The 20,572-nt window shown below is 57.8% G+C and carries 15 protein-coding genes; 8 read left to right on the forward strand and 7 right to left on the reverse strand.

Annotated features, from left to right (window positions below):
• Positions 1-95: 95 nt before the first annotated feature.
• From ACOTX1_RS00490 to ypfH, 3 genes are all read left to right on the forward strand, one after another.
• Positions 96-965, forward strand: a complete 870-nt coding sequence (locus tag ACOTX1_RS00490; RefSeq protein WP_001303362.1) for a neutral zinc metallopeptidase — start codon at positions 96-98, stop codon at positions 963-965.
• Entirely contained in the window at positions 965-2,911 is a 1,947-nt protein-coding gene (locus tag ACOTX1_RS00495; RefSeq protein WP_023314629.1) for a tRNA(Met) cytidine acetyltransferase TmcA, read from the forward strand. The genes ACOTX1_RS00490 and ACOTX1_RS00495 overlap by 1 nt, the downstream gene beginning before the upstream one ends.
• A gap of 73 nt (positions 2,912-2,984) precedes the next feature.
• Positions 2,985-3,680, forward strand: coding sequence for an esterase (ypfH, locus tag ACOTX1_RS00500; RefSeq protein ID WP_023314628.1), 696 nt, complete (start codon positions 2,985-2,987; stop codon positions 3,678-3,680).
• A gap of 98 nt (positions 3,681-3,778) precedes the next feature.
• Here ypfH and ACOTX1_RS00505 read toward each other — a convergent pair whose 3' ends face one another.
• The 3 genes from ACOTX1_RS00505 to ACOTX1_RS00515 are packed head-to-tail and all read right to left on the reverse strand — an operon-like array spanning position 3,779 to position 5,488.
• A complete protein-coding gene (locus tag ACOTX1_RS00505) occupies positions 3,779-3,976 on the reverse strand; it encodes a YpfN family protein (protein ID WP_000383991.1) in 198 nt (65 codons plus the stop codon).
• Positions 3,977-4,000: 24 nt separating this feature from the next.
• Positions 4,001-5,128 carry a succinyl-diaminopimelate desuccinylase gene (gene dapE / locus ACOTX1_RS00510; protein ID WP_003863566.1) on the reverse strand — a complete coding sequence of 376 codons (1,128 nt, stop codon included), beginning with the start codon at positions 5,126-5,128 and terminating at the stop codon, positions 4,001-4,003.
• Between the two features lie 3 nt (positions 5,129-5,131).
• Positions 5,132-5,488: an ArsC family reductase gene (locus ACOTX1_RS00515; RefSeq protein WP_015572203.1), complete on the reverse strand. Its 357-nt coding sequence runs from the start codon at positions 5,486-5,488 to the stop codon at positions 5,132-5,134.
• Between the two features lie 387 nt (positions 5,489-5,875).
• On the opposite strand from ACOTX1_RS00515, the gene ypfM reads away from it, so the two are divergent.
• Entirely contained in the window at positions 5,876-5,935 is a 60-nt protein-coding gene (ypfM, locus tag ACOTX1_RS00520) for a protein YpfM (RefSeq protein ID WP_015572204.1), read from the forward strand.
• Between the two features lie 110 nt (positions 5,936-6,045).
• Here ypfM and acrD read toward each other — a convergent pair whose 3' ends face one another.
• Both acrD and narQ read right to left on the reverse strand, forming a co-directional pair.
• A complete protein-coding gene (acrD, locus tag ACOTX1_RS00525) occupies positions 6,046-9,159 on the reverse strand; it encodes a multidrug efflux RND transporter permease AcrD (protein ID WP_126497654.1) in 3,114 nt (1,037 codons plus the stop codon).
• A gap of 141 nt (positions 9,160-9,300) precedes the next feature.
• On the reverse strand, positions 9,301-10,995 hold the full coding sequence (gene narQ / locus ACOTX1_RS00530) for a nitrate/nitrite two-component system sensor histidine kinase NarQ (RefSeq protein ID WP_023314626.1): 1,695 nt from the start codon (positions 10,993-10,995) through the stop codon (positions 9,301-9,303).
• Between the two features lie 152 nt (positions 10,996-11,147).
• Between narQ and aegA the strand changes: the two genes are divergently transcribed.
• From aegA to ACOTX1_RS00545, 3 genes are all read left to right on the forward strand, one after another.
• The gene (gene aegA / locus ACOTX1_RS00535; protein ID WP_023325026.1) at positions 11,148-13,124 is read left to right on the forward strand and encodes a formate-dependent uric acid utilization protein AegA; all 1,977 of its coding nucleotides are present in this window, start codon (positions 11,148-11,150) and stop codon (positions 13,122-13,124) included.
• A gap of 67 nt (positions 13,125-13,191) precedes the next feature.
• Positions 13,192-13,785, forward strand: a complete 594-nt coding sequence (nudK, locus tag ACOTX1_RS00540; protein WP_023314624.1) for a GDP-mannose pyrophosphatase NudK — start codon at positions 13,192-13,194, stop codon at positions 13,783-13,785.
• A gap of 106 nt (positions 13,786-13,891) precedes the next feature.
• Entirely contained in the window at positions 13,892-14,935 is a 1,044-nt protein-coding gene (locus ACOTX1_RS00545) for a DUF1176 domain-containing protein (protein WP_023314623.1), read from the forward strand.
• A 59-nt stretch (positions 14,936-14,994) separates the two neighbouring features.
• On the opposite strand, the gene tkt is transcribed toward ACOTX1_RS00545, so the two are convergent.
• Positions 14,995-16,983 carry a transketolase gene (gene tkt / locus ACOTX1_RS00550; protein ID WP_023314622.1) on the reverse strand — a complete coding sequence of 663 codons (1,989 nt, stop codon included), beginning with the start codon at positions 16,981-16,983 and terminating at the stop codon, positions 14,995-14,997.
• 19 nt (positions 16,984-17,002) lie between these two features.
• Complete coding sequence (tal, locus tag ACOTX1_RS00555) at positions 17,003-17,953, reverse strand: transaldolase (protein WP_023314621.1); 951 nt, start codon at positions 17,951-17,953, stop codon at positions 17,003-17,005.
• 286 nt (positions 17,954-18,239) lie between these two features.
• Between tal and maeB the strand changes: the two genes are divergently transcribed.
• Positions 18,240-20,519, forward strand: coding sequence for an NADP-dependent oxaloacetate-decarboxylating malate dehydrogenase (gene maeB, locus ACOTX1_RS00560; RefSeq protein WP_003863546.1), 2,280 nt, complete (start codon positions 18,240-18,242; stop codon positions 20,517-20,519).
• The last annotated feature ends 53 nt before the right edge of the window (positions 20,520-20,572 follow it).

A 20,572-nucleotide genomic window follows, 5' to 3' on the forward strand; every position in this document is an offset into this window, starting at 1 on the left:
GCATCCTTTGGCGTCTTATCCTTGTTTACTATGGTAATCCTTTCATTAACCGCCTACGATCATAGCTATTATAAATGGAATAGTTCGAGGTGTTTATGCGCTGGCAAGGGCGTCGTGAAAGTGACAACGTAGAAGACAGACGCAGCAGTGGTGGCGGTGGTCCGTCTATGGGCGGGCCAGGTTTCCGGTTACCCAGCGGCAAGGGCGGCATTATTCTGCTGGTCGTCGTGCTGGTGGCGGGCTACTACGGTGTCGACCTGACCGGTTTGATGACCGGTGAAACCGGGCAACAGCAGCAGTATTCTCAGCGCTCCATCAGCCCAAATGAAGATGAAGCGGCGAAATTTACTTCCGTTATTCTCGCGACGACCGAAGATACCTGGGGTCAGCAGTTCGAGAAAATGGGGCGGACTTATCAGCCGCCAAAACTGGTGATGTACCGGGGCGCAACCCGCACCGGCTGTGGCACCGGGCAGTCCGTTATGGGGCCGTTCTACTGCCCGGCGGACAGCACCGTCTATATCGATCTCTCCTTCTATGACGACATGAAAAGCAAGCTGGGCGCCGACGGCGATTTTGCCCAGGGCTACGTGATCGCGCATGAAGTCGGCCACCATGTGCAGAAGCTCCTCGGCATTGAGCCTAAAGTGCGTCAGATGCAGCAGAATGCGTCTCAGGCGGAGGTGAATCGTCTGTCCGTACGCATGGAGCTTCAGGCCGACTGCTTCGCTGGCGTCTGGGGACACAGCATGCAGCAGCAGGGCGTGCTGGAAACAGGCGATCTGGAAGAGGCCCTGAATGCCGCACAGGCGATTGGTGACGATCGCTTGCAGCAGCAGAGCCAGGGGCGCGTTGTGCCGGACAGCTTTACCCATGGCACCTCAGAGCAGCGCTACAGCTGGTTTAAGCGTGGCTTCGACAGCGGCAACCCGTCGCAGTGTAATACCTTCGGCAAAGCTATGTGATGTTGGGGTTTGAACAGCTGGTTAACCAGCTTCAGCGTACCGGGCACCGCCGGCTGGTGGTGCTCAGCGGCGATGAAGCGTGGACGTTGAGCCAGGCGACCCATCTGCGCGATACGTTACCAGGAGACTGGCTGTGGCTGGAGGAAAACCCCTCTAAGGCCATCAGCGGCCTGCTGGGACGTGAATACCTGCACGCCGTTTTTGACGCGCGAGACGGGTTTGACGTCTCGGCCTTCGCCGCCCTCAGCGGGACCCTGCGCGCCGGAAGCCTTCTGGTGCTGCTGGTGCCGCCGTTCTCCGTCTGGGCTGACAGGCCCGACAGGGATTCTCTGCGCTGGAGCGACAGCGCAGAGCCGATCGCCACCCCGCACTTTGTTCATCACTTTTGCCGGATGCTTGCCGCCGATTCAGATGCCATCGTCTGGCATCAACATCGTCCTCTGTGCCTTCCCGTTGCGCCAGATTTACCCGCCTGGCAGCCCGCCAGCGGTGAACCGCAGCGCGAGCAGGCTGAAATCCTCGACGCTCTTCTGACCATGCCTGCGGGCGTGGCCGCCGTGACGGCGCCGCGCGGACGGGGAAAGTCCGCCCTGGCGGGCATGTTGCTGAGCGGCATTCAGGGGAGTGCAGTAGTGACGGCACCGGCAAAAGGGGCGACGGATGTCATCGCGCGTTTCGCCGGGGAACATTTTCACTTTATGGCCCCGGATGCGCTGCTGGCCTCCACCACAGAAGCTGACTGGCTGATTGTCGATGAGGCAGCCGCCATCCCCGGCCCGCTGCTGGAGAAGCTGGTGTCGCGCTTTCCCCGCGTGTTGCTGACCACCACGGTGCAGGGTTATGAAGGCACGGGCAGGGGATTCCTGCTGAAGTTCTGCGCCCGGTTCAGCGGGCTGCGGCGTTATACCTTATCCACGCCAGTTCGCTGGGCTGCCGGATGCCCCCTTGAGCGGATAGTGGCGAACGCGCTGCTGTTCGACGATGCGCTTATCGATCGCAAACCGGCAGGGGAGGTACGTTTAACGTCGCTGGAGCCCGGGATATGGGAGAACGATCCGGCGCGCGGGGCAGGCGTGTATGAACTGCTGTGTGCCGCGCACTACCGAACGTCCCCCCTCGATTTACGCCGGATGATGGACGCCCCCGGCCAGCACTTTGCTGTTGCTCAGGCGGGCGCGGAGATCGCGGGCGCGCTCTGGCTGGTGGAGGAGGGGGGATTACCCCCTGAACTTAGCCGCGCAGTATGGGCGGGGTTTCGTCGGCCGCGTGGAAATCTGGTGGCGCAGTCGCTGGCGGCGCACGGCGGTTCGCCGCTCGCGGCGACGCTGAAAGGCCGACGCGTCAGCCGCATTGCGGTTCATCCCCATCGCCAGCGGGAAGGCATCGGCCAGCGGCTGATCCGCAGTGCCAGCGGAGAAGATTATCTCTCGGTCAGCTTTGGCTATACCGACGAGCTGTGGCGTTTCTGGCGGCAGTGCGGGTTTGTGCTGGTGCGGATGGGCAGCCACCGGGAAGCCAGCAGCGGGTGCTATACGGCGATGGCGTTGCTGCCGCTGAGCGAGGCGGGGCATCAGCTCTGCGAACAGGCGCATCAGCGTTTATGTCGTGATATGCGCGTCCTGTCGGCCTGGAATGGCGAAAAGATCCCAGTGACGGATGCATGGGAAGCTACCCTTAATAGTGATGACTGGCTGGAGCTGGCGGGGTTTGCCTTTGCTCACCGGGCGTTTTCAACCTCGGTTGCGGCGCTAACGCGATTGGTGTTAGCCGTGGACATCCCACTCCCGGCGCTGCGCGGGAAAATGGAAGGGAATACGCACGATTTCGGGCGCAAAGCGTTGCTGGCGAAGCTACGCGAGGAAACCGCACGCGCGCTTGAAAGGCTTGATTACTCCCGTAGCCAGCAGCTGAAAGCCGACATTTTGCAATGGCAATTTTTTCAATGACTTCTTCAGTAAAGTGGCATGGTCATTACCCCGCAGAGGCGTAAAATCCTGCTTATCAATTAAGGAGATCGCCATGAAACATGACCATTTTGTTGTGCAAAGCCCGGATACGCCTGCTAAACAGCTCCTGCTTCTGTTTCATGGCGTGGGCGACAATGCCGTCAATATGGGACAGATTGGCAGCTGGTTTGCACCCGTTTTCCCACACGCGCTGATCGTCAGCATCGGCGGCGTGGAGCCGTGCGGTCCGGACGGTCGGCAGTGGTTTTCCGTCGAGGGCGTGACGGAGGAGAATCGTCAGGCGCGTATTGATGCCGTTATGCCAGCCTTTATCGATACCGTGCGTTACTGGCAGCAGCAGAGCGGCGTAGGCGCCGACGCAACGGCGCTGATTGGCTTCTCTCAGGGTTCAATCATGTCGCTGGAAAGCGTAAAAGCGCAGCCCGGACTGGTGTCCCGCGTGATTGCCTTTAACGGGCGTTTTGCGACGTTACCGCAAAGCGCGACCACGCAGACCACGATCCATCTCATTCATGGGGGTGAAGACCGGGTAATTGAGCTTTCGCATGCAGTAGCCGCCCAGGAGACGCTGATGCGCGAGGGCGGAGATGTGACGCTGGATATCGTAGACGATCTGGGGCATGCCATTGACGATCGCAGCATGCAGTTCGCGCTCGATCATCTGCGTTATACCGTACCGAAGCACTACTTTGATGAAGCGCTCAGCGGCGCGAAGCCGAATGACGATGATATCGTCGAGTTTATTTAAACATTTCCCCTCACCCTAACCCTCTCCCCAAAGGGAGAGGGAACAAAACCCCCCTCGTCCCTCTGGGGAGAGGGGCCGGGGGTGAGGGGTGTGTACAATTACTTCTTCTGGTCCTTCTTCGGCCAGTCGTCTTCATCGTCCCACTTGTCGTTAAAATCACGATGCGGCGGAAGATCCGGTTTGTTGGCAAGGAACTTTTTGTGGTCAACGCGCTTGAGATCTTTAATCACGTTAAGCAGCACGCCTACCAGAAATACCAACACCAGAATCCACCAGTACTTTGAAAGCCAGTCCATTCGCTAATCCTCTTTAAGCACCCGTCAGGCGACGAGTTGCTCCATAATACGTTGATACATGCGGGCCAGCAGTTGTAAATCGGCAGCGTTCACGCATTCATTGATTTTGTGAATCGTCGCGTTAACCGGACCCAGTTCGACAACCTGTGCGCCCATGCGGGCGATAAAGCGTCCGTCAGACGTGCCGCCCGTTGTCAGCAGTTGTGGCTTAATTTCATTATAGTGCGCAATGGCGTTCACTACCGCATCCACCAGTTTACCGCGCTGCGTCAGGAACGGCTGGCCAGACAGCCACCAGTCGAGGGTATAGCGCAGCTGATATTTCTCGAGCAGCGCAATCACTCGCGCTTTGATCATCTCGTCAGTCAGTTCGGTGCTGAAGCGGAAGTTAAACTGGACGAAGAGATCGCCGGGAATGACGTTGTTGCTGCCGGTGCCAGCCTTGATGTTGGCTATCTGCATGCTGGTTGGCGGGAAAAATTCATTGCCTTTATCCCATTCAATGCTCACAAGTTCGTTCAGCATCGGCGCGGCGCGGTGTACCGGGTTATCCGCCAGGTGCGGATAGGCAACGTGGCCCTGCACGCCATGAATAGTCAAATTGCAGGTCAGGGATCCACGGCGGCCATTTTTCACAACATCGCCCACCACTTCGGTGCTGGACGGTTCGCCCACCAGACAGTAGTCCAGACGTTCATTGCGCGCCATCAGCGCCTCAACGACCTTCACGGTGCCGTTATGGGCGCTGGCTTCTTCGTCGGAGGTAATCAAAAACGCAAGACGGTTTTTATGGTTCGGATGCTGGGCGACGAAACGCTCTGCCGCCACGACCATCGCAGCCAGGGAACCTTTCATGTCCGCAGCGCCGCGTCCGAAAAGCATGCCGTCGCGGATGGTCGGCTCAAAAGGCGGGTTGATCCAGCGGTCTGCGTCGCCCGCGGGAACTACGTCAGTATGTCCGGCAAACGCCAGCGTCTCCCCCTGACCGCGCCATGCCCAGAAGTTCTGCGTATCGCCAAAATCCATGTGCTCCACGGTAAAACCGATGGCACGCAGGCGCTCAATCATTAATGCCTGACAACCTGCGTCGTCCGGGCTAAGGGAAGGACGGCGAATAAGCTGCTGAGTCAGCTCAATGACCGGGCATGACATAGACTACACCTCAACGAATAAATCTGAATAAAGGGTTTCACTGAAACCCAGCAGCATAGGCTGACCTGGCTTGCAGAGCAATGGGCGTTTGATGATTGCCGGCATTTCAAGCATCAATTTGGCTGCGCTGTCGGCGTCGTTGATCGTGGCCCGGAGAGATTCATCCAGTTTTCGCCAGGTGGTCCCGCGGGTATTCAGCAGCGCTTCCCATCCCAGTTCGTTGATGGCGGAATGGAGAAACGCGGGGTCAAGCCCGTCGGCACGGTAATCGTGGAACCGATAGTCGATGTTGTGTGCTTCCAGCCAGCGGCGGGCTTTTTTAATCGTGTCGCAATTCTTAATGCCGTACATCACAACCATAGTGAATCCTTTTGTTCTTTTGTGGATTTAATGTTCAATATTTTCGAAGATATATCCTTAAGTGGAATATAACACATTCGGAATTTTTCGGGATTTACAATTCTCCATAATTCAACGAACAGCTGTAAGCTGAATAGTCTTTCATCTTTTAAGCATAGTTGTCCACCCTGTTTAAATTGCCAATAAACTCAGGGGGAAATTAAAAATGCTGTCATTTTTCCGACTATTTCAAAATATTGCTGTAGGTCACATAAAATTTAACCGGCAACGCTCATAGTGATCCTAAACCTACCAGTACAGCGGGGCTCAATCACAGCAATCGGTTAAAGTGGCTTCACAATGATGATACGTTTTCGTAGAATGCGCATAATAATAAGAGAGGTTGTTATGATTGAACGTGAACTGGGGAACTGGAAAGATTTTATCGAAGGCATGCTTCGTAAATGAATTTCCGGTAAGAAATGCAAGAGCACTTAATTAACTAAAATAACCATAGTGTGAAAGAATCACACAATAAAAAGGCGGCCTGTAAAGCCGCCTTTTTTTATTTCAACGGGTTATTCCGGGTTATCCTTCAGCGGGAAACGACGACGTATCAGCACAAAGAACAGCGGTACGAAATAGATAGCCAGTATCGTCGCGGATATCATTCCCCCCATAACGCCCGTACCCACTGCGTGCTGGCTGCTGGAGCCTGCGCCGGAGCTGGTGGCCATCGGCAGGACGCCAAACACAAACGCCAGAGAGGTCATCAGGATCGGACGCAGGCGCTGACGACAGGCGTGCAGCGTGGCGGCCATCAGTTCGTGACCTTTGGCATTCATCTCATTGGCAAATTCGACGATCAGAATGGCGTTTTTTGCCGACAATCCGATCACGGTGAGGAGTCCGACCTGGAAATAGACATCATTTTCCAGGCCGCGCATCCAGGTTGCCAGCAGCGCGCCGATGACCCCGAGAGGCACCACCAGCATCACCGAGAACGGCACTGACCAGCTTTCATACAGCGCCGCCAGGCAAAGGAATACCACCAGCAGCGAAAGAGCATACAGGGCAGGCGCCTGAGCGCCGGAAAGCCGTTCCTGGTAGGACATCGCCGTCCACTCCAGGCCAAAGCCAGTCGGTAACTGCTGAACCAGTTTTTCCATAATGTCCATTGCGGTACCGGTACTGACGCCCGGCGCGGCTTCACCGACAATCTCCAGCGCCGAATAGCCGTTGTAACGCTCCAGACGCGGCGAACCGGTCTCCCAGCGTGACGTCGCAAACGCCGAGAACGGCACCATGCCGCCGGTGTTATTGCGCACATACCAGCGGTTGATATCGTCCGGCAGCATGCGGTATTTGGCGGCAGACTGAACGTAGACCTTCTTCACGCGGCCGCGATCCATAAAGTCATTTACGTAGCTTGAGCCCCATGCCGTTTGCAGGGTGTCGTTAATGTCGTCGATGGAGACGCCCAGCGCCTGCGCTTTACGCTGGTCAATATCCACCTGTAGCTGAGGGCTGTCATCCAGACCGTTATGACGAACGCGGGTAAGCTGCGGATCTTTCCCGGCCAGCTCGAGCAGTTTATCGCGAGCAGCCATCAACGCGTCATGCCCGGCACCCGCGTGATCCTGAAGCTCCATATCAAACCCGGCTGAGCTGCCCAGGCCGCTGATGGCGGGCGGGCTGCTGGCGAAAACGCGCGCTTCCTTGATTTTGTTGAACGCTTTGGTTGCACGCTCAATGATGGCAAAGGAGGAGCCGGTATCGCTGTCGCGCTGGTCCCAGTCTTTCAGGCGCACAAACATACGCGCCACGTTCTGCCCGTTACCGCCGGGGCCAGAGCCGACGGTGGAGAAGACGGAGACCACGTTATCTTTCTCCTGAGTATGGAAGTAGTTCTCAACCTTCTGCACCACTTTCAGGGTCTGCTGCTGGGTCGAGCCGCTCGGTAACTGTACGGAGGTAATAAACATGCCGCGATCTTCCAGCGGCAGGAACGAGGTTGGCAGCCGCAGGAACAGGAACACCATGCCGCCGAGCAGCAGGACATAAACCACCATCCAGCGCACGCTGCGGTGCAGTACTTTACCCACGCCAGCTTCATAGCGCGCCGCATTGCGGTTAAACATGCGGTTAAACCAGCCGAAGAAGCCTTTTTGACCGTGGTGTTCGCCCTTATGCAGCGGTTTGAGCAGCGTCGCGCACAGGGCAGGGGTAAGGATCATTGCCACGAGTACGGAGAGCACCATTGCAGAGACGATGGTGATCGAGAACTGGCGATAAATCGCGCCCGTGGTGCCGCCAAAAAATGCCATCGGGATAAATACCGCCGACAGCACCATGGCGATACCGACCAGCGCGCCCTGAATTTGTCCCATCGATTTGCGCGTGGCCTCGCGGGGCGAAAGCCCTTCCTCGCTCATAATGCGCTCGACGTTTTCCACCACCACGATGGCATCATCCACCAGCAGGCCGATGGCCAGCACCATGGCGAACATGGTCAGGGTGTTGATGCTGTAACCGAAGGCATACAGCACCGCAAAGATTCCCAGCAGCACCACCGGCACCGCAATGGTGGGGATCAGCGTGGCGCGGAAGTTTTGCAGGAACAGGTACATCACGAGGAACACCAGCGCGATAGCTTCGAGCAGGGTTTTCACCACATCTTCGATGGAGGCTTTTACGAATGAGGTGGTTTCGTAGGCGACTTTGTACTCCAGTCCGTGCGGGAAGTAATGCGACAGTTCATCCAGACGCTCTAACACCCGCTGCGCGGTCGCCATTTCGTTGGCGCCGGAGGCCAGTTTTACCCCCAGTCCGGACGCGGCATTGCCGTTAAAGCGACTCAGGTAGTCATATTTTTCCGCCCCCATTTCCACGGTGGCGACATCCCCCAGACGCACTTCCGAACCGTCCTGATTCACGCGCAGAGTAATATCGCGGAACTGTTCAGGCGTCTGGAGCAGCGACTGGGAGTTGATGGTGGCATTAAGCGCCTGGTTATCCACGGACGGCGTACCGCCGAGCTGCCCCACGGCAATCTGGGCGTTCTGCGATTCGATAGCGTCGGTGACATCTTTGGCGGTCATCTGCACGCTGTTCAGCTTGTTGGGATCCAGCCAGATACGCATGGAGTACTGCGAGCCGTAGGCGTCGATATCCCCCACGCCGTTGATACGGCTGAGCGGGTCCTGAATATTACTGGCGACGTAGTCCGCGATGTCCTGCTTATCCATCGAGCCATCGGTTGAAACAAACGCGATGGTCAAAATATTGGTGTCACCGGTTTTACGCACGGTCACCCCCTGGTTCTGCACCGCCTGAGGCAGTTTACGCAGGGCCGATTGCAGCTGGTTTTGCACCTGCTGCACCGCTTCATCCGGATCCGTGCCCGCCGTAAAGCTCAGGGTTACCGTCGCCTGGCCCGTGGCACTGCTCTGCGAGGACATGTACATCAGGTTATCAAGACCCGTCATGTTCTGCTCGATAACCTGCGTGACGGTATTTTCCAGCGTCTGTGCCGAGGCGCCAGGATAGTTCGCCGTGATACGCACGTTGGGGGGCGCGAGGTCGGGGTATTGCTCAACAGGAAGGGAAGTAATCGCCAGGACACCCGTCAGACACAACAGGATTGCAAGCACCCAGGCAAAAATGGGGCGATCGATGAAAAAATTCGCCATTAAAGTGTGACCTCGTTTTGCTGCACGTCATTATTGTTTATTGCCCGCCTAACTTTAGCGGTAAGGCCCAGGTCAAACGTGGAGAAATAAAGGAGATAATGTAAATTATCATGCGCTTTTTTCAGCGCGCCTTCTTTCCCACTATTTTTCAGCCTGCGCCGCAGGCGTCCGGAACGTTACGCTGACCTGTGTCCCACCCTGTGGCGGCTGAGAAAAGTGTAATGTCCCGCCGAGCCGTCCCGCGCGTTCGCGCATGATATTCAGCCCGTAATGCCCCGGCGGTTCACTGGCGTCGCCGATACCAATACCGTTGTCGCGGATCGTGACTGTGTGAGTGCCGTCCGCGGTGGTGACGCAGCTGACCACAATCTCGCTCGCGTCGGCATGTTTAATCGCATTCAGCACTGCCTCACGCACAATCTGTAAGAGGTGCACCTGTTTTTGCGCGTCCAGCGCCAGCGATGAGAGACGGCAGTCGAGCACCAACTTCGCGCTGGTCTGGCTTTGCAACCCGTCAAGAGACTCCTGTAGCGCGGCAGGAAGATTGGCGTGATTGAGCGTCAGGCGGAAGGTGGTGAGCAGCTCGCGTAGCTGATGCCAGGCGTTATTCAGCTCGCGGGAGAAGTCCGTAATGATGGCCTGCGCCGGGGCATTGTCGCCCGGCACGGCATGCTTCAGCAGCGTAAGCTGAATACGCAAATAGGAGAGCACCTGCGCCAGCGAATCATGCAGCTCGCGCGCGATGGTGGCGCGCTCCTCCATCAGCAGCAGTTGCTGATAATGTTTCTGCGCCTGATTAAAATAGAGCCCCCGGCCCAGCATCGTCGCCACGCTTTCCATGAGCGGCAGCGGAACATCCCCGGTCGCGCTTTGCCAGCGCAGTTCGCCGTACAGGGTGTCCTGCATTAACACCGGTAAATTGTGCATTTTCTCGCCCGGGGACTCCTGTCCTTCGTAAAGCTGCCAGTCGTCACTGGTGCGCAATTGCAGGTAATTCATCTGCGTATAGTCATGCACAATCTGCAAAATATGCCGGAAGCAGTGGCTGTCTATCTGCCCGGTATTCAACGCCTGTGAGCATTTGAACAGCATTTCAAGCTGCTGATGCGCTTCATTCAGGTGGCGGGTTTTTTCGGCAACGGAGTGCTCCAGGGAACGGTACAGGGTGTGTAATTCCGCCGACATATGGTTGAAGGCGCGGGAAAGCTGGCCCAGCTCGTTGGGAAGCATAATATCCGGTGCGGGGGTGTCGAACTGCCCCTGTTCGATACGTTCGCTCGCCGCCACCAGATTATTCAGCGGCAGCACAACCTGACGGCGGATGCGCCGCAGGGTCACCACCGCCAGCAGCAGGATGCCCAGGCCGCCCGTCAGCGACATGAAAATCACCAGCTGAATTTTATGTTCGGTGTAGTGCTGTAGCGCCAGCACAAAGGCATCTATCCGGCCCACAAAATCCTCAATGTGGCTCTGATACCACCCGGTATCGCCGCTGGCGATTCGCGTGTCCATCTCCTGCCAGCCAAGGTGCAACTGCTGGTAACGCTGTTTGACGTCCTCTGGCACGTACCAGCGGTTTAGCTTCTGCAACGCAGGCGCGCTCAGCGTTTTCTGCCAGAACGCACGGTGCTCCGCCAGCGACGGGCTGGCGCGCTGCAACTCGTAGCCCAGGCGGTAGCTCTGCATACGCAGCGAACCGGCAATGTTAATCGCCTCGGCGTCGCGCTGGCTGCTGGCGAGCGTAACCAGCGCAATGGCGCTGATCAGAACGGACAAGACAATCATCGAAAAGAAAGCCCGAGCCAGGCTTCCCGATACGGGGCGTTTAACGGTCACTCATCGGCTTCCTGAATTAAATTGATCTGCCACAGGTTCACTGGAAATAGTTCGCCTTCCAGGGCATTTGAACATTGCGTCGCCATGCCGCTGTGGGTAAATACGATAACAATAGAAAGAATAAGGTTATTGAACCAAAAACAGGTGTTGTTATGAATCGTTTTATTATGGCCAACGCTCAACAGTGTATCGGTTGTCGCACCTGCGAAGTTGCCTGTGTGATGGCGCACAACGGGGAGCAGCACGCGCTGAGCGAGCGCCATTTTCATCCCCGCATTACGGTCCTTACCTCAGGCTTGCGAAAAAGCCCCGTGACCTGCCACCACTGTGAAAACGCGCCCTGCGCGCAAAGCTGCCCGAACGGAGCCATCACGCAACACAGCGACAGCGTACAGGTCAATCAACAAAAATGCATTGGCTGTAAAGCCTGCGTGGTGGCCTGTCCGTTTGGCACGATGGACATGCTGATCGCCCCGCTGGAAAACGACAGCGTAAAGGCCTCGGCGCACAAATGCGACCTCTGCCTGGAAAGGCCGCAAGGCCCGGCCTGCGTTGAAAACTGCCCGGCAGAGGTGCTTACGCTTGCCACCCCAGCCGTGCTGGATAAGCTGGTTAAGCAGCGCCGACAGCGCAGCGCAAGGCTGGACGCGCTGCCGTGGCACAGCGAGGCGGTTCAGTCAGTCCCTCCGCAAACCAAACGGCAACAGATGCAAAACACCCCGGCGCGCGGTGAGCCGGATAAGCTCAGCCCCGACGCGCGCGCAGGTCATTTTAACGAGATCTACCTGCCGTTTCGCCCGGAACAGGCGCAGCGCGAAGCATCCCGGTGCCTGAAATGTGGCGACCACAGCATTTGCGAGTGGACCTGCCCGCTGCATAACCATATTCCACAGTGGATTGAGCGGATCAGGGCGGGGGATATCATCGGTGCGGCTGAGCTTTCTCACCAGACTAACTGTTTACCGGAAATTACCGGCCGCGTCTGTCCACAGGATCGATTATGTGAAGGCGCCTGCACCCTGCGGGATGCGTCAGGGGCGGTAACCATCGGGAATATCGAACGGTATATCTCGGATCGGGCGCTGGCGATGGGCTGGACGCCGGACGTCAGCCACGTTAAGCCGGTCGGTAAGCGCGTCGCCATCATCGGTGCCGGTCCGGCAGGGCTGGCCTGCGCCGACGTACTGGTGCGCAGCGGCGTCGGTGTGACGGTCTACGATCGCCATCCGGAAATCGGCGGATTGCTGACCTTTGGTATTCCGGCCTTCAAGCTGGATAAATCCCTGCTAGCGCGGCGCAGAGAGATATTCAGCGCGATGGGCATCCGCTTCGAGCTGAACTGCGAGGTGGGAAAAGACGTATCGATGGCCCAACTGCAAAACGACTACGATGCCCTGTTCATCGGCGTAGGGACCTATCGTTCCATGAAAGCGGGTATCCCTCACGAAGACGCGCCGGGCGTGTACGACGCGCTGCCGTTTTTAGTGGCGAACACGCGGAACGTGATGGGCCTTGACCCTGCCGCAGACGAGCCGTTTATCGACACGCAGGGGTTAAACGTGGTGGTGCTGGGCGGGGGCGATACGGCGATGGACTGCGTGCGCACCGCGCTGCGACATGGCGCGGCGAAAGTCACCTGCGCCTATCGGCGGGACGAGGCCAACATGCCGGGCTCAAAGAAAGAGGTTAAAAACGCGAAAGAAGAGGGCGCGGCCTTTGAATTTAATGTCCAGCCGGTTGAGCTCACGCTGGATACCGACGGGAAGGTCAACGGTATCCGGATGCTGCGCACCCGTCTGGGCGAGCCGGATGCGCAGGGGCGGCGTCGTCCTGTCCCGGTGGCGGGCAGTGAGTTTGTCATGCCAGCGGATGCGGTGATCATGGCGTTTGGGTTTAATCCGCACGCCATGCCGTGGCTTCAGGCGCAGGGCGTCGACACCGACGACTGGGGGCGCATCAGGGCCTCCGTGGAGAGCCGTTATCGCTACCAGACCTCGAATCCGCAGATTTTTGCTGGCGGTGATGCGGTACGCGGTGCGGATCTGGTGGTCACCGCGATGGCGGAAGGGCGCCATGCCGCGCAGGGGATCATGGACTGGCTTGGCGTGCCGCCGCGCAACATGCATTAACGCAGACGGGCGACAAAGCGGGCTTCACGGCGTAGTATAAACAGACTCATTTTGCCGTGGAGCCCGTATGTCCCCGAACATTAGCGTTATTAAAGACAAAATCCTTTCTGAAAATTACTTTGTCCTGCGTAACATCACTTACGATCTCACCCGTAAGAACGGGGACGTCATTCGCCATAAACGCGAAGTCTACGACCGGGGCAATGGTGCAACCATTCTGCTGTATAACCGTGAAAAGCAAAGCGTAGTGCTGATCCGCCAGTTTCGCATCGCGACATGGGTCAATGGCAACGCGGACGGACGTCTGATTGAAACCTGTGCAGGTCTGCTGGACGACGATGAGCCGGAAGTGTGTATCCGCAAAGAAGCCATTGAAGAGACGGGTTTTGAGGTGGGGACGGTGCAGAAAGTCTTTGAGCTGTTTATGTCCCCTGGCGGGGTTACCGAGCTGATCCACTTCTTCATTGCGGAATATACCGATGCCCAGCGCACGCACCGGGGCGGCGGCGTGGACGATGAAGACATTGAAGTGCTGGAAATGCCTTTCGCGCAGGCTGTCGACATGGTGAAACGCGGCGAGATCCGCGACGGTAAAGCGGTGATCCTGTTGCAATATCTGCAAACCAGCGGGCTGATGAATGCGGCGGCGGTAGCGCGATAAGTTGTATTTCAGATAAATCTATCCGATAAATCCGATTGAGCCAGCCCGCCCAGGGCACGAAGATACGCCCCAGATTGACCTATTCGTTTGCGGGGCTGTGCCGTTCATGCGCTACTGCGTTTTTCTTCTCTTCTTCATTTGCGTGCTTCCCGCACCTCGGGTGTGGGCTGCGCCTGCGCAGCAGTCTTTTTCTGACTGGCAGGTGACCTGCAATAACCAGAACTTCTGCGTAGCGCGCAACACTGGCGAGCATCGCGGTCTGGTCATGACGCTGAGCCGCAGTGCGGGGGCAAAAACGGACGCCAGCCTGCGCATCGATCTCGGCGGGCTTTCGGTGCCTCCGGTGAAAGAGCCTGACATCGCCCCGCGCCTGCTGCTCGACAATGTGCCGCTTAAACTCACGTCGCAACACTGGCAGTTAACCCCCTGGCATCTTAAAACAGACGATACGGGCACCATCACCACGTTTCTGAAGACCATTCAGGAAGGTCAGGCGCTGACTCTGCGCGGGGGGAAGCAGACAATCTCTCTGGCCGGGCTGAAAGCGGCGCTGCTGTTTATCGATGCCCAGCAAAAACGCGTCGGAAGTGAAACGGCATGGATTAAAAAAGGGGATAGTCCACCGCTGAGCGTGCCGCCTGCGCCGGCATTGAAAAAGGTGGCGGTGGTGAACCCCACGCCAACGCCGCTGACGCATAACGAATTGAACGATCTGCTGGATTACGGTAACTGGCGCATGAACCACAGCCAGTGCTCTCTCGATCCGAACCGGCGTGAGGTGCGCGTGACCGCGCTGACCGATGACAAAGCGCTGATGATCATCAGCTGTGAGGCGGGGGCGTACAACACCGTCGACCTGGCGTGGCTGGTGTCGCGTAAAAAACCGTTTGCGGCCAGGAGCGTGAGATTGCGTCTGCCGTTTACCCCTTCCAGCCAGAGTAGCGACATGGAGCTGATGAATGCCAGCTTCGATGAAAAAACGCGCGAGCTGACCACGCTGGCGCTGGGACGCGGGATTGGCGACTGTGGGATCCAGACCCGCTGGCGTTTTAACGGCCAGCGCTTCCGTCTGGTACGCTACGCGGAAGAGCCAAGCTGTGATAACTGGAATGGGCCAGATGCCTGGCCCACGCTGTGGATCACAAGGTAGGGTTTTGCCGATTTGTAGGCCGGGTCAGGCGCAGCCGCCACCCGGCAACGCAGATCGCACTACAGCACGCTCAGCGCCTTCTCCACTACGTTCTCAACGGTAAAGCCGAAGTACGGGAACAGCTTATCGGCCGGGGCGGATTCACCGTAACCCTTCATGCCGACAATCGCCCCTTTCAGACCCACATATTTGTACCAGTAGTCGGCAATGCCAGCTTCAACCGCCACGCGCGCCGCGACGTTTGAAGGCAGCACCGATTCGCGGTACGCCTCATCCTGGGCATCAAAGATATCCGTTGAAGGCAGGGAAACCACGCGCACCGCGTGACCCTCGGCGGTTAGTTTCTCCGCCGCTTTTACCGTGATTTCCACCTCTGAACCGGTGGCAATCAGGATCACGTCTGGCTTGCCGCCGCTGTCTTTCAGGATGTACCCGCCGCGGGCGATATTTTTCACCTGCTCCGGCGTGCGCTCGATCTGCGCCAGGTTCTGGCGCGACAGGATCAGCGCCGTGGGTCCGTTATGACGCTCTACGGCCAGCTTCCAGCCCACTGCCGCTTCAACCTGATCGCACGGACGCCAGGTACTGAAGTTTGGCGTCAGGCGCAGGCTCGCCAGCTGCTCTACCGCCTGGTGCGTCGGCCCATCTTCACCCAGTCCGATGGAGTCGTGGGTGTACACCATGATTTGCCGCGCCTTCATCAGAGCCGCCATACGCGCCGCGTTACGGGCATATTCGACAAACATCAGGAAGGTAGCGGTGTACGGCACGAAGCCGCCATGGTGGGCGATGCCGTTGGCAATGGCGGTCATCCCGAACTCGCGCACGCCGTAGTGGATGTAGTTCCCGGCAATGTCCTCCTTCAGGGATTTAGAGCCGGACCAGATGGTAAGGTTACTTGGCGCCAGATCCGCCGATCCGCCCAGCAGTTCGGGCAGGATTGGGCCAATTGCGTTCAGGGTGTTTTGTGATGCCTTACGGGTGGCAATTTTCGCCGGGTTGGATTGCAGGTTTTCAATCAGCGCCTGGGTTTTCTCTTCCCAGTCTTCCGGCAGGCCGCCGCTCATGCGGCGGGTAAACTCAGCCGCCAGATCCGGATACGCTTTTTTGTAAGCGGCAAACTTCTCGTGCCAGGCCTGCTGCGCTTTTTCACCTGTTTCGCGAGCATCCCAGGCCTTGTAGATCTCTTTTGGGATCTCAAAGGCCGGGTGTTTCCAGCCCAGTTTCTGGCGGGTCAGCGCCACTTCCTCTTCACCCAGCGCCGCGCCGTGCGCCTCTTCTTTGCCCGCTTTGTTCGGCGAGCCGAAGCCGATGGTGGTGCGGCAGATGATCAGGGACGGTTTGTCCTTCACGCTCTGCGCTTCCTGAATCGCTTTTTTCACCGCCTCAGGATCGTGACCGTCGATCTCGTGCACCACGTGCCAGTGATAGGCTTCAAAGCGTTTTGCCGTGTCGTCGGTAAACCAGCCCTCGGTTTCCCCGTCAATGGAGATACCGTTGTGATCGTAGAAGCCAATCAGCTTGCCCAGGCCCAGGGTGCCCGCCAGCGAGCAGACCTCGTGGGAGATCCCCTCCATCAGGCAGCCATCACCCATAAAGACATAGGTGTAGTGATCGACAATCTCGTGGTCGGGCTGGTTGAACTGCGCGGCCAGCGTACGCTCTGCAATCGCCAGGCCGACGGCATTCGCCAGCCCCTGGCCCAGCGGGCCGGTAGTGGTTTCAACGCCCGGCGTATAGCCGATCTCCGGGTGGCCCGGCGTTTTGGAGTGCAGCTGGCGGAAGTTTTTTAACTCCTCAAGCGGCAGATCGTAGCCGGAGAGGTGCAGCAGGCTGTAGAGCAGCATCGATGCGTGACCGTTGGAGAGAATAAAACGGTCGCGATCGTACCAGGTCGGATCGGTCGGGTTGTGCTTGAGGAAGTCGTTCCACAGCACTTCGGCAATATCAGCCATACCCATGGGGGCGCCAGGGTGGCCGGAATTGGCTTTTTGTACGGCATCCATGCTGAGGGCGCGAATGGCGTTGGCGAGCTCTTTACGGGACATAGTTCACTCCGTGGCAAGGTTAAAGTTTGGCAGCGAGAAGATCTTCGAGTTTGCGCTGGTCGACGGCGAACTGACGGATGCCGTCCGCCAGTTTTTCCACGGCCATTGGGTCCTGATTGTGCTCCCAGCGGAATTCCGCTTCGGTCATGGGTTTTGGTTTTGGCAGAACGGTAGAGGTCGGCACAAGCTTGCGGATCACCGTCTCTTCACTCTCCTGAAGCTTTTTCAGCAGGTCAGGGGAGATGGTCAGCCGGTCGCAGCCCGCGAGCGCCAGGATCTGCTCGGTGCGGCGGAAGCTGGCCCCCATCACGATGGTTTCGTAGCGGTGCTGCTTGTAATAATCGTAGATATTACGCACCGATTTCACGCCAGGATCTTCTTCCACCACGTACGGATCCATTGGCTGTTTCGCCTGATACCAGTCGTAGATACGTCCGACAAACGGTGAAATCAGGAACACGCCCGCTTCGGCGCAGGCACGCGCCTGGGCGAAGGAGAACAGCAGCGTCAGGTTGCAGTGGATCCCCTCTTTCTCCAGCACTTCCGCCGCGCGGATGCCTTCCCAGGTAGACGCAAGCTTGATCAGGATGCGTGACTTATCGATCCCCTGCTCCTGGTAGAGTTCCACCAGGCGGCGAGCCTTGTTGATGCTCTTTTCCTGGTCAAACGAGAGGCGGGCGTCCACTTCGGTGGAGACGCGTCCCGGTATGCTTTTAAGAATTTCCGCACCGATATTGACCGCCAGCTTGTCGCTGGCCTCGGCGACCTGCTGCTCCTGCGTTTGCCCGCGCTGTTTGCCATAGGCAAGGGCGTCATCAATCAGATGACTAAAGTGCGCAAGACCGGCCGCCTTGAGCAGCAGCGAGGGGTTGGTGGTCGCGTCTTCCGGCTGGTAGTGACGAATCGACTCGATGTCGCCGCTGTCTGCAACCACGGTGGTAAATTGTTTGATGCCGTCTAGCTGGTTCATAATTACTCCTTGGAAATAAAAGAGTTAGTCGAGTGCGTTAGTTCACACTTCTGAGAAAATCATGATGGACTTAACAAAAAAGCATAGCAGACGGGGGAGGCATTGCTGTCTGAGACGGGTAACATGGTTGTTATAAATTGATAACAATTTTTATTCTGCAATGGTGAGAGTTTGGCAGCCTTCAAAGTTTAGGAGCCTGCCTGCGGCGATACTATGCGGCACACCAGGGTGTGCATAGGAACGTCAACATCACCCTTTTTGACCGAAACGTGAAAGGAATAACAAGATGGATGATCAGTTAAAACAAAGCGCTCTCGATTTTCACGAGTTTCCTGTTCCGGGTAAAATCCAGGTATCCCCGACCAAACCGCTGGCGACCCAGCGCGATCTGGCGCTGGCCTACTCGCCAGGCGTGGCTGCTCCGTGCCTGGAAATCGAAAAAGATCCGCTGGCAGCGTACAAATACACCGCCCGTGGCAACCTGGTGGCCGTTATCTCTAACGGTACGGCGGTGCTGGGGTTAGGGAACATCGGTGCGCTGGCCGGTAAGCCGGTGATGGAAGGGAAGGGCGTTCTGTTTAAGAAATTTGCCGGTATCGACGTCTTCGATATCGAAGTGGACGAACTGGATCCGGATAAATTCATCAACGTGGTGGCGGCGCTGGAGCCGACCTTCGGCGGCATCAACCTGGAAGACATCAAAGCGCCGGAATGTTTCTATATCGAGCAGAAGCTGCGCGAGCGTATGAACATTCCCGTGTTCCATGACGACCAGCACGGCACGGCGATTATCAGTACCGCCGCCATTCTGAACGGCCTGCGCGTGGTAGAGAAAAATCTCTCCGACGTGCGCATGGTGGTCTCCGGCGCAGGCGCCGCGGCCATCGCCTGTATGAACCTGCTGGTGGCGCTGGGCATGCAGAAGCACAATATTGTGGTCTGCGACTCCAAGGGCGTGATTTACAAAGACCGCGAGCCAAACATGGCGGAAACCAAGGCGGCCTATGCGGTGGAAGACGACGGCAAGCGCACGCTAGAAGACGTCATTGAAGGTGCCGACATTTTCCTCGGCTGTTCAGGCCCGAAAGTACTGACCCAGGAGATGGTGCAGAAGATGGCGCGCGCGCCAATGATCCTGGCCCTGGCGAACCCGGAGCCGGAAATTCTGCCGCCGCTGGCGAAGGCGGTGCGTGAAGACGCGATCATCTGTACCGGACGTTCGGACTACCCGAACCAGGTGAACAACGTGCTCTGCTTCCCGTTCATCTTCCGCGGTGCGCTGGACGTCGGCGCTACGGCAATCAACGAAGAGATGAAGCTCGCCGCCGTTCATGCTATCGCAGAGCTGGCGCACGCCGAGCAGAGCGAAGTGGTGGCCTCCGCCTACGGCGATCAGGATCTGAGCTTCGGCCCCGACTACATTATCCCTAAACCATTTGACCCGCGTCTGATCGTGAAGATCGCGCCAGCGGTGGCTAAAGCGGCGATGGACTCCGGCGTGGCGACGCGGCCGATTGAAGATTTCGATGCCTACGTCGATAAACTCACCGAGTTCGTCTACAAAACCAACCTGTTTATGAAGCCGATCTTCTCCCAGGCGCGCGCTGACGCGAAGCGCGTGGTGCTGGCGGAAGGGGAAGAGGCGCGCGTGCTGCATGCCACGCAGGAGCTGATCACCTTAGGGCTGGCGAAACCGATCCTGATTGGTCGTCCGAGCGTGATCGAGATGCGTATTCAGAAGCTGGGCCTGCAAATTAAGCCGGGCGTCGACTTTGAGATCGTCAATAACGAATCCGATCCGCGCTTCAAAGAGTACTGGAACGAATACTATTCGATCATGAAGCGTCGCGGGATCACCCAGGAGCAGGCGCAGCGGGCGGTGATCAGCAATACCACGGTGATCGGCGCGATCATGGTTCATCGCGGTGAGGCGGATGCGCTGATCTGCGGCACCATCGGCGAGTACCATGAGCATTTCAGCGTGGTGCAGGAGATCTTCGGCTATCGCGAGGGCGTCCATACTGCCGGCGCAATGAACGCGCTGCTGCTGCCAAGCGGTAACACCTTTATCGCCGATACCTACGTCAACGACGATCCTTCCCCGGAGGAACTGGCGGAAATCACCGTGATGGCGGCGGAAACCGTGCGCCGCTTTGGTATCGAGCCGAAAGTGGCGCTGCTGTCGCACTCTAACTTCGGGTCATCCAAATCCGCGGCGGCGTGCAAAATGCGCCAGACGCTGGACCTGGTGCGCGAGCGTGCGCCGGAGCTGATGATCGACGGCGAGATGCACGGCGACGCCGCGCTGGTGGAGAGCATTCGTAATGAACGTATGCCGGACAGCCCGCTGAAAGGCTCGGCGAACGTGCTGATTATGCCGAACGTAGAAGCGGCGCGTATCAGCTATAACCTGCTGCGTGTGTCGAGTTCTGAAGGGGTGACCGTAGGGCCAGTGCTGATGGGGGTGTCAAAACCGGTGCATGTGTTAACGCCGATTGCCTCCGTGCGTCGTATCGTCAACATGGTGGCGCTGGCGGTGGTTGAGGCACAGACGCAGCCGCTGTAAGGGCGCGTTTGCTTACCCGACCTACGGATTGAGTAGGCCGGATAAGCGCAGCG

This window comes from Enterobacter cloacae complex sp. IR5401, assembly GCF_049238425.1.
GTDB classification, from domain to species: domain Bacteria; phylum Pseudomonadota; class Gammaproteobacteria; order Enterobacterales; family Enterobacteriaceae; genus Enterobacter; species Enterobacter hormaechei_C.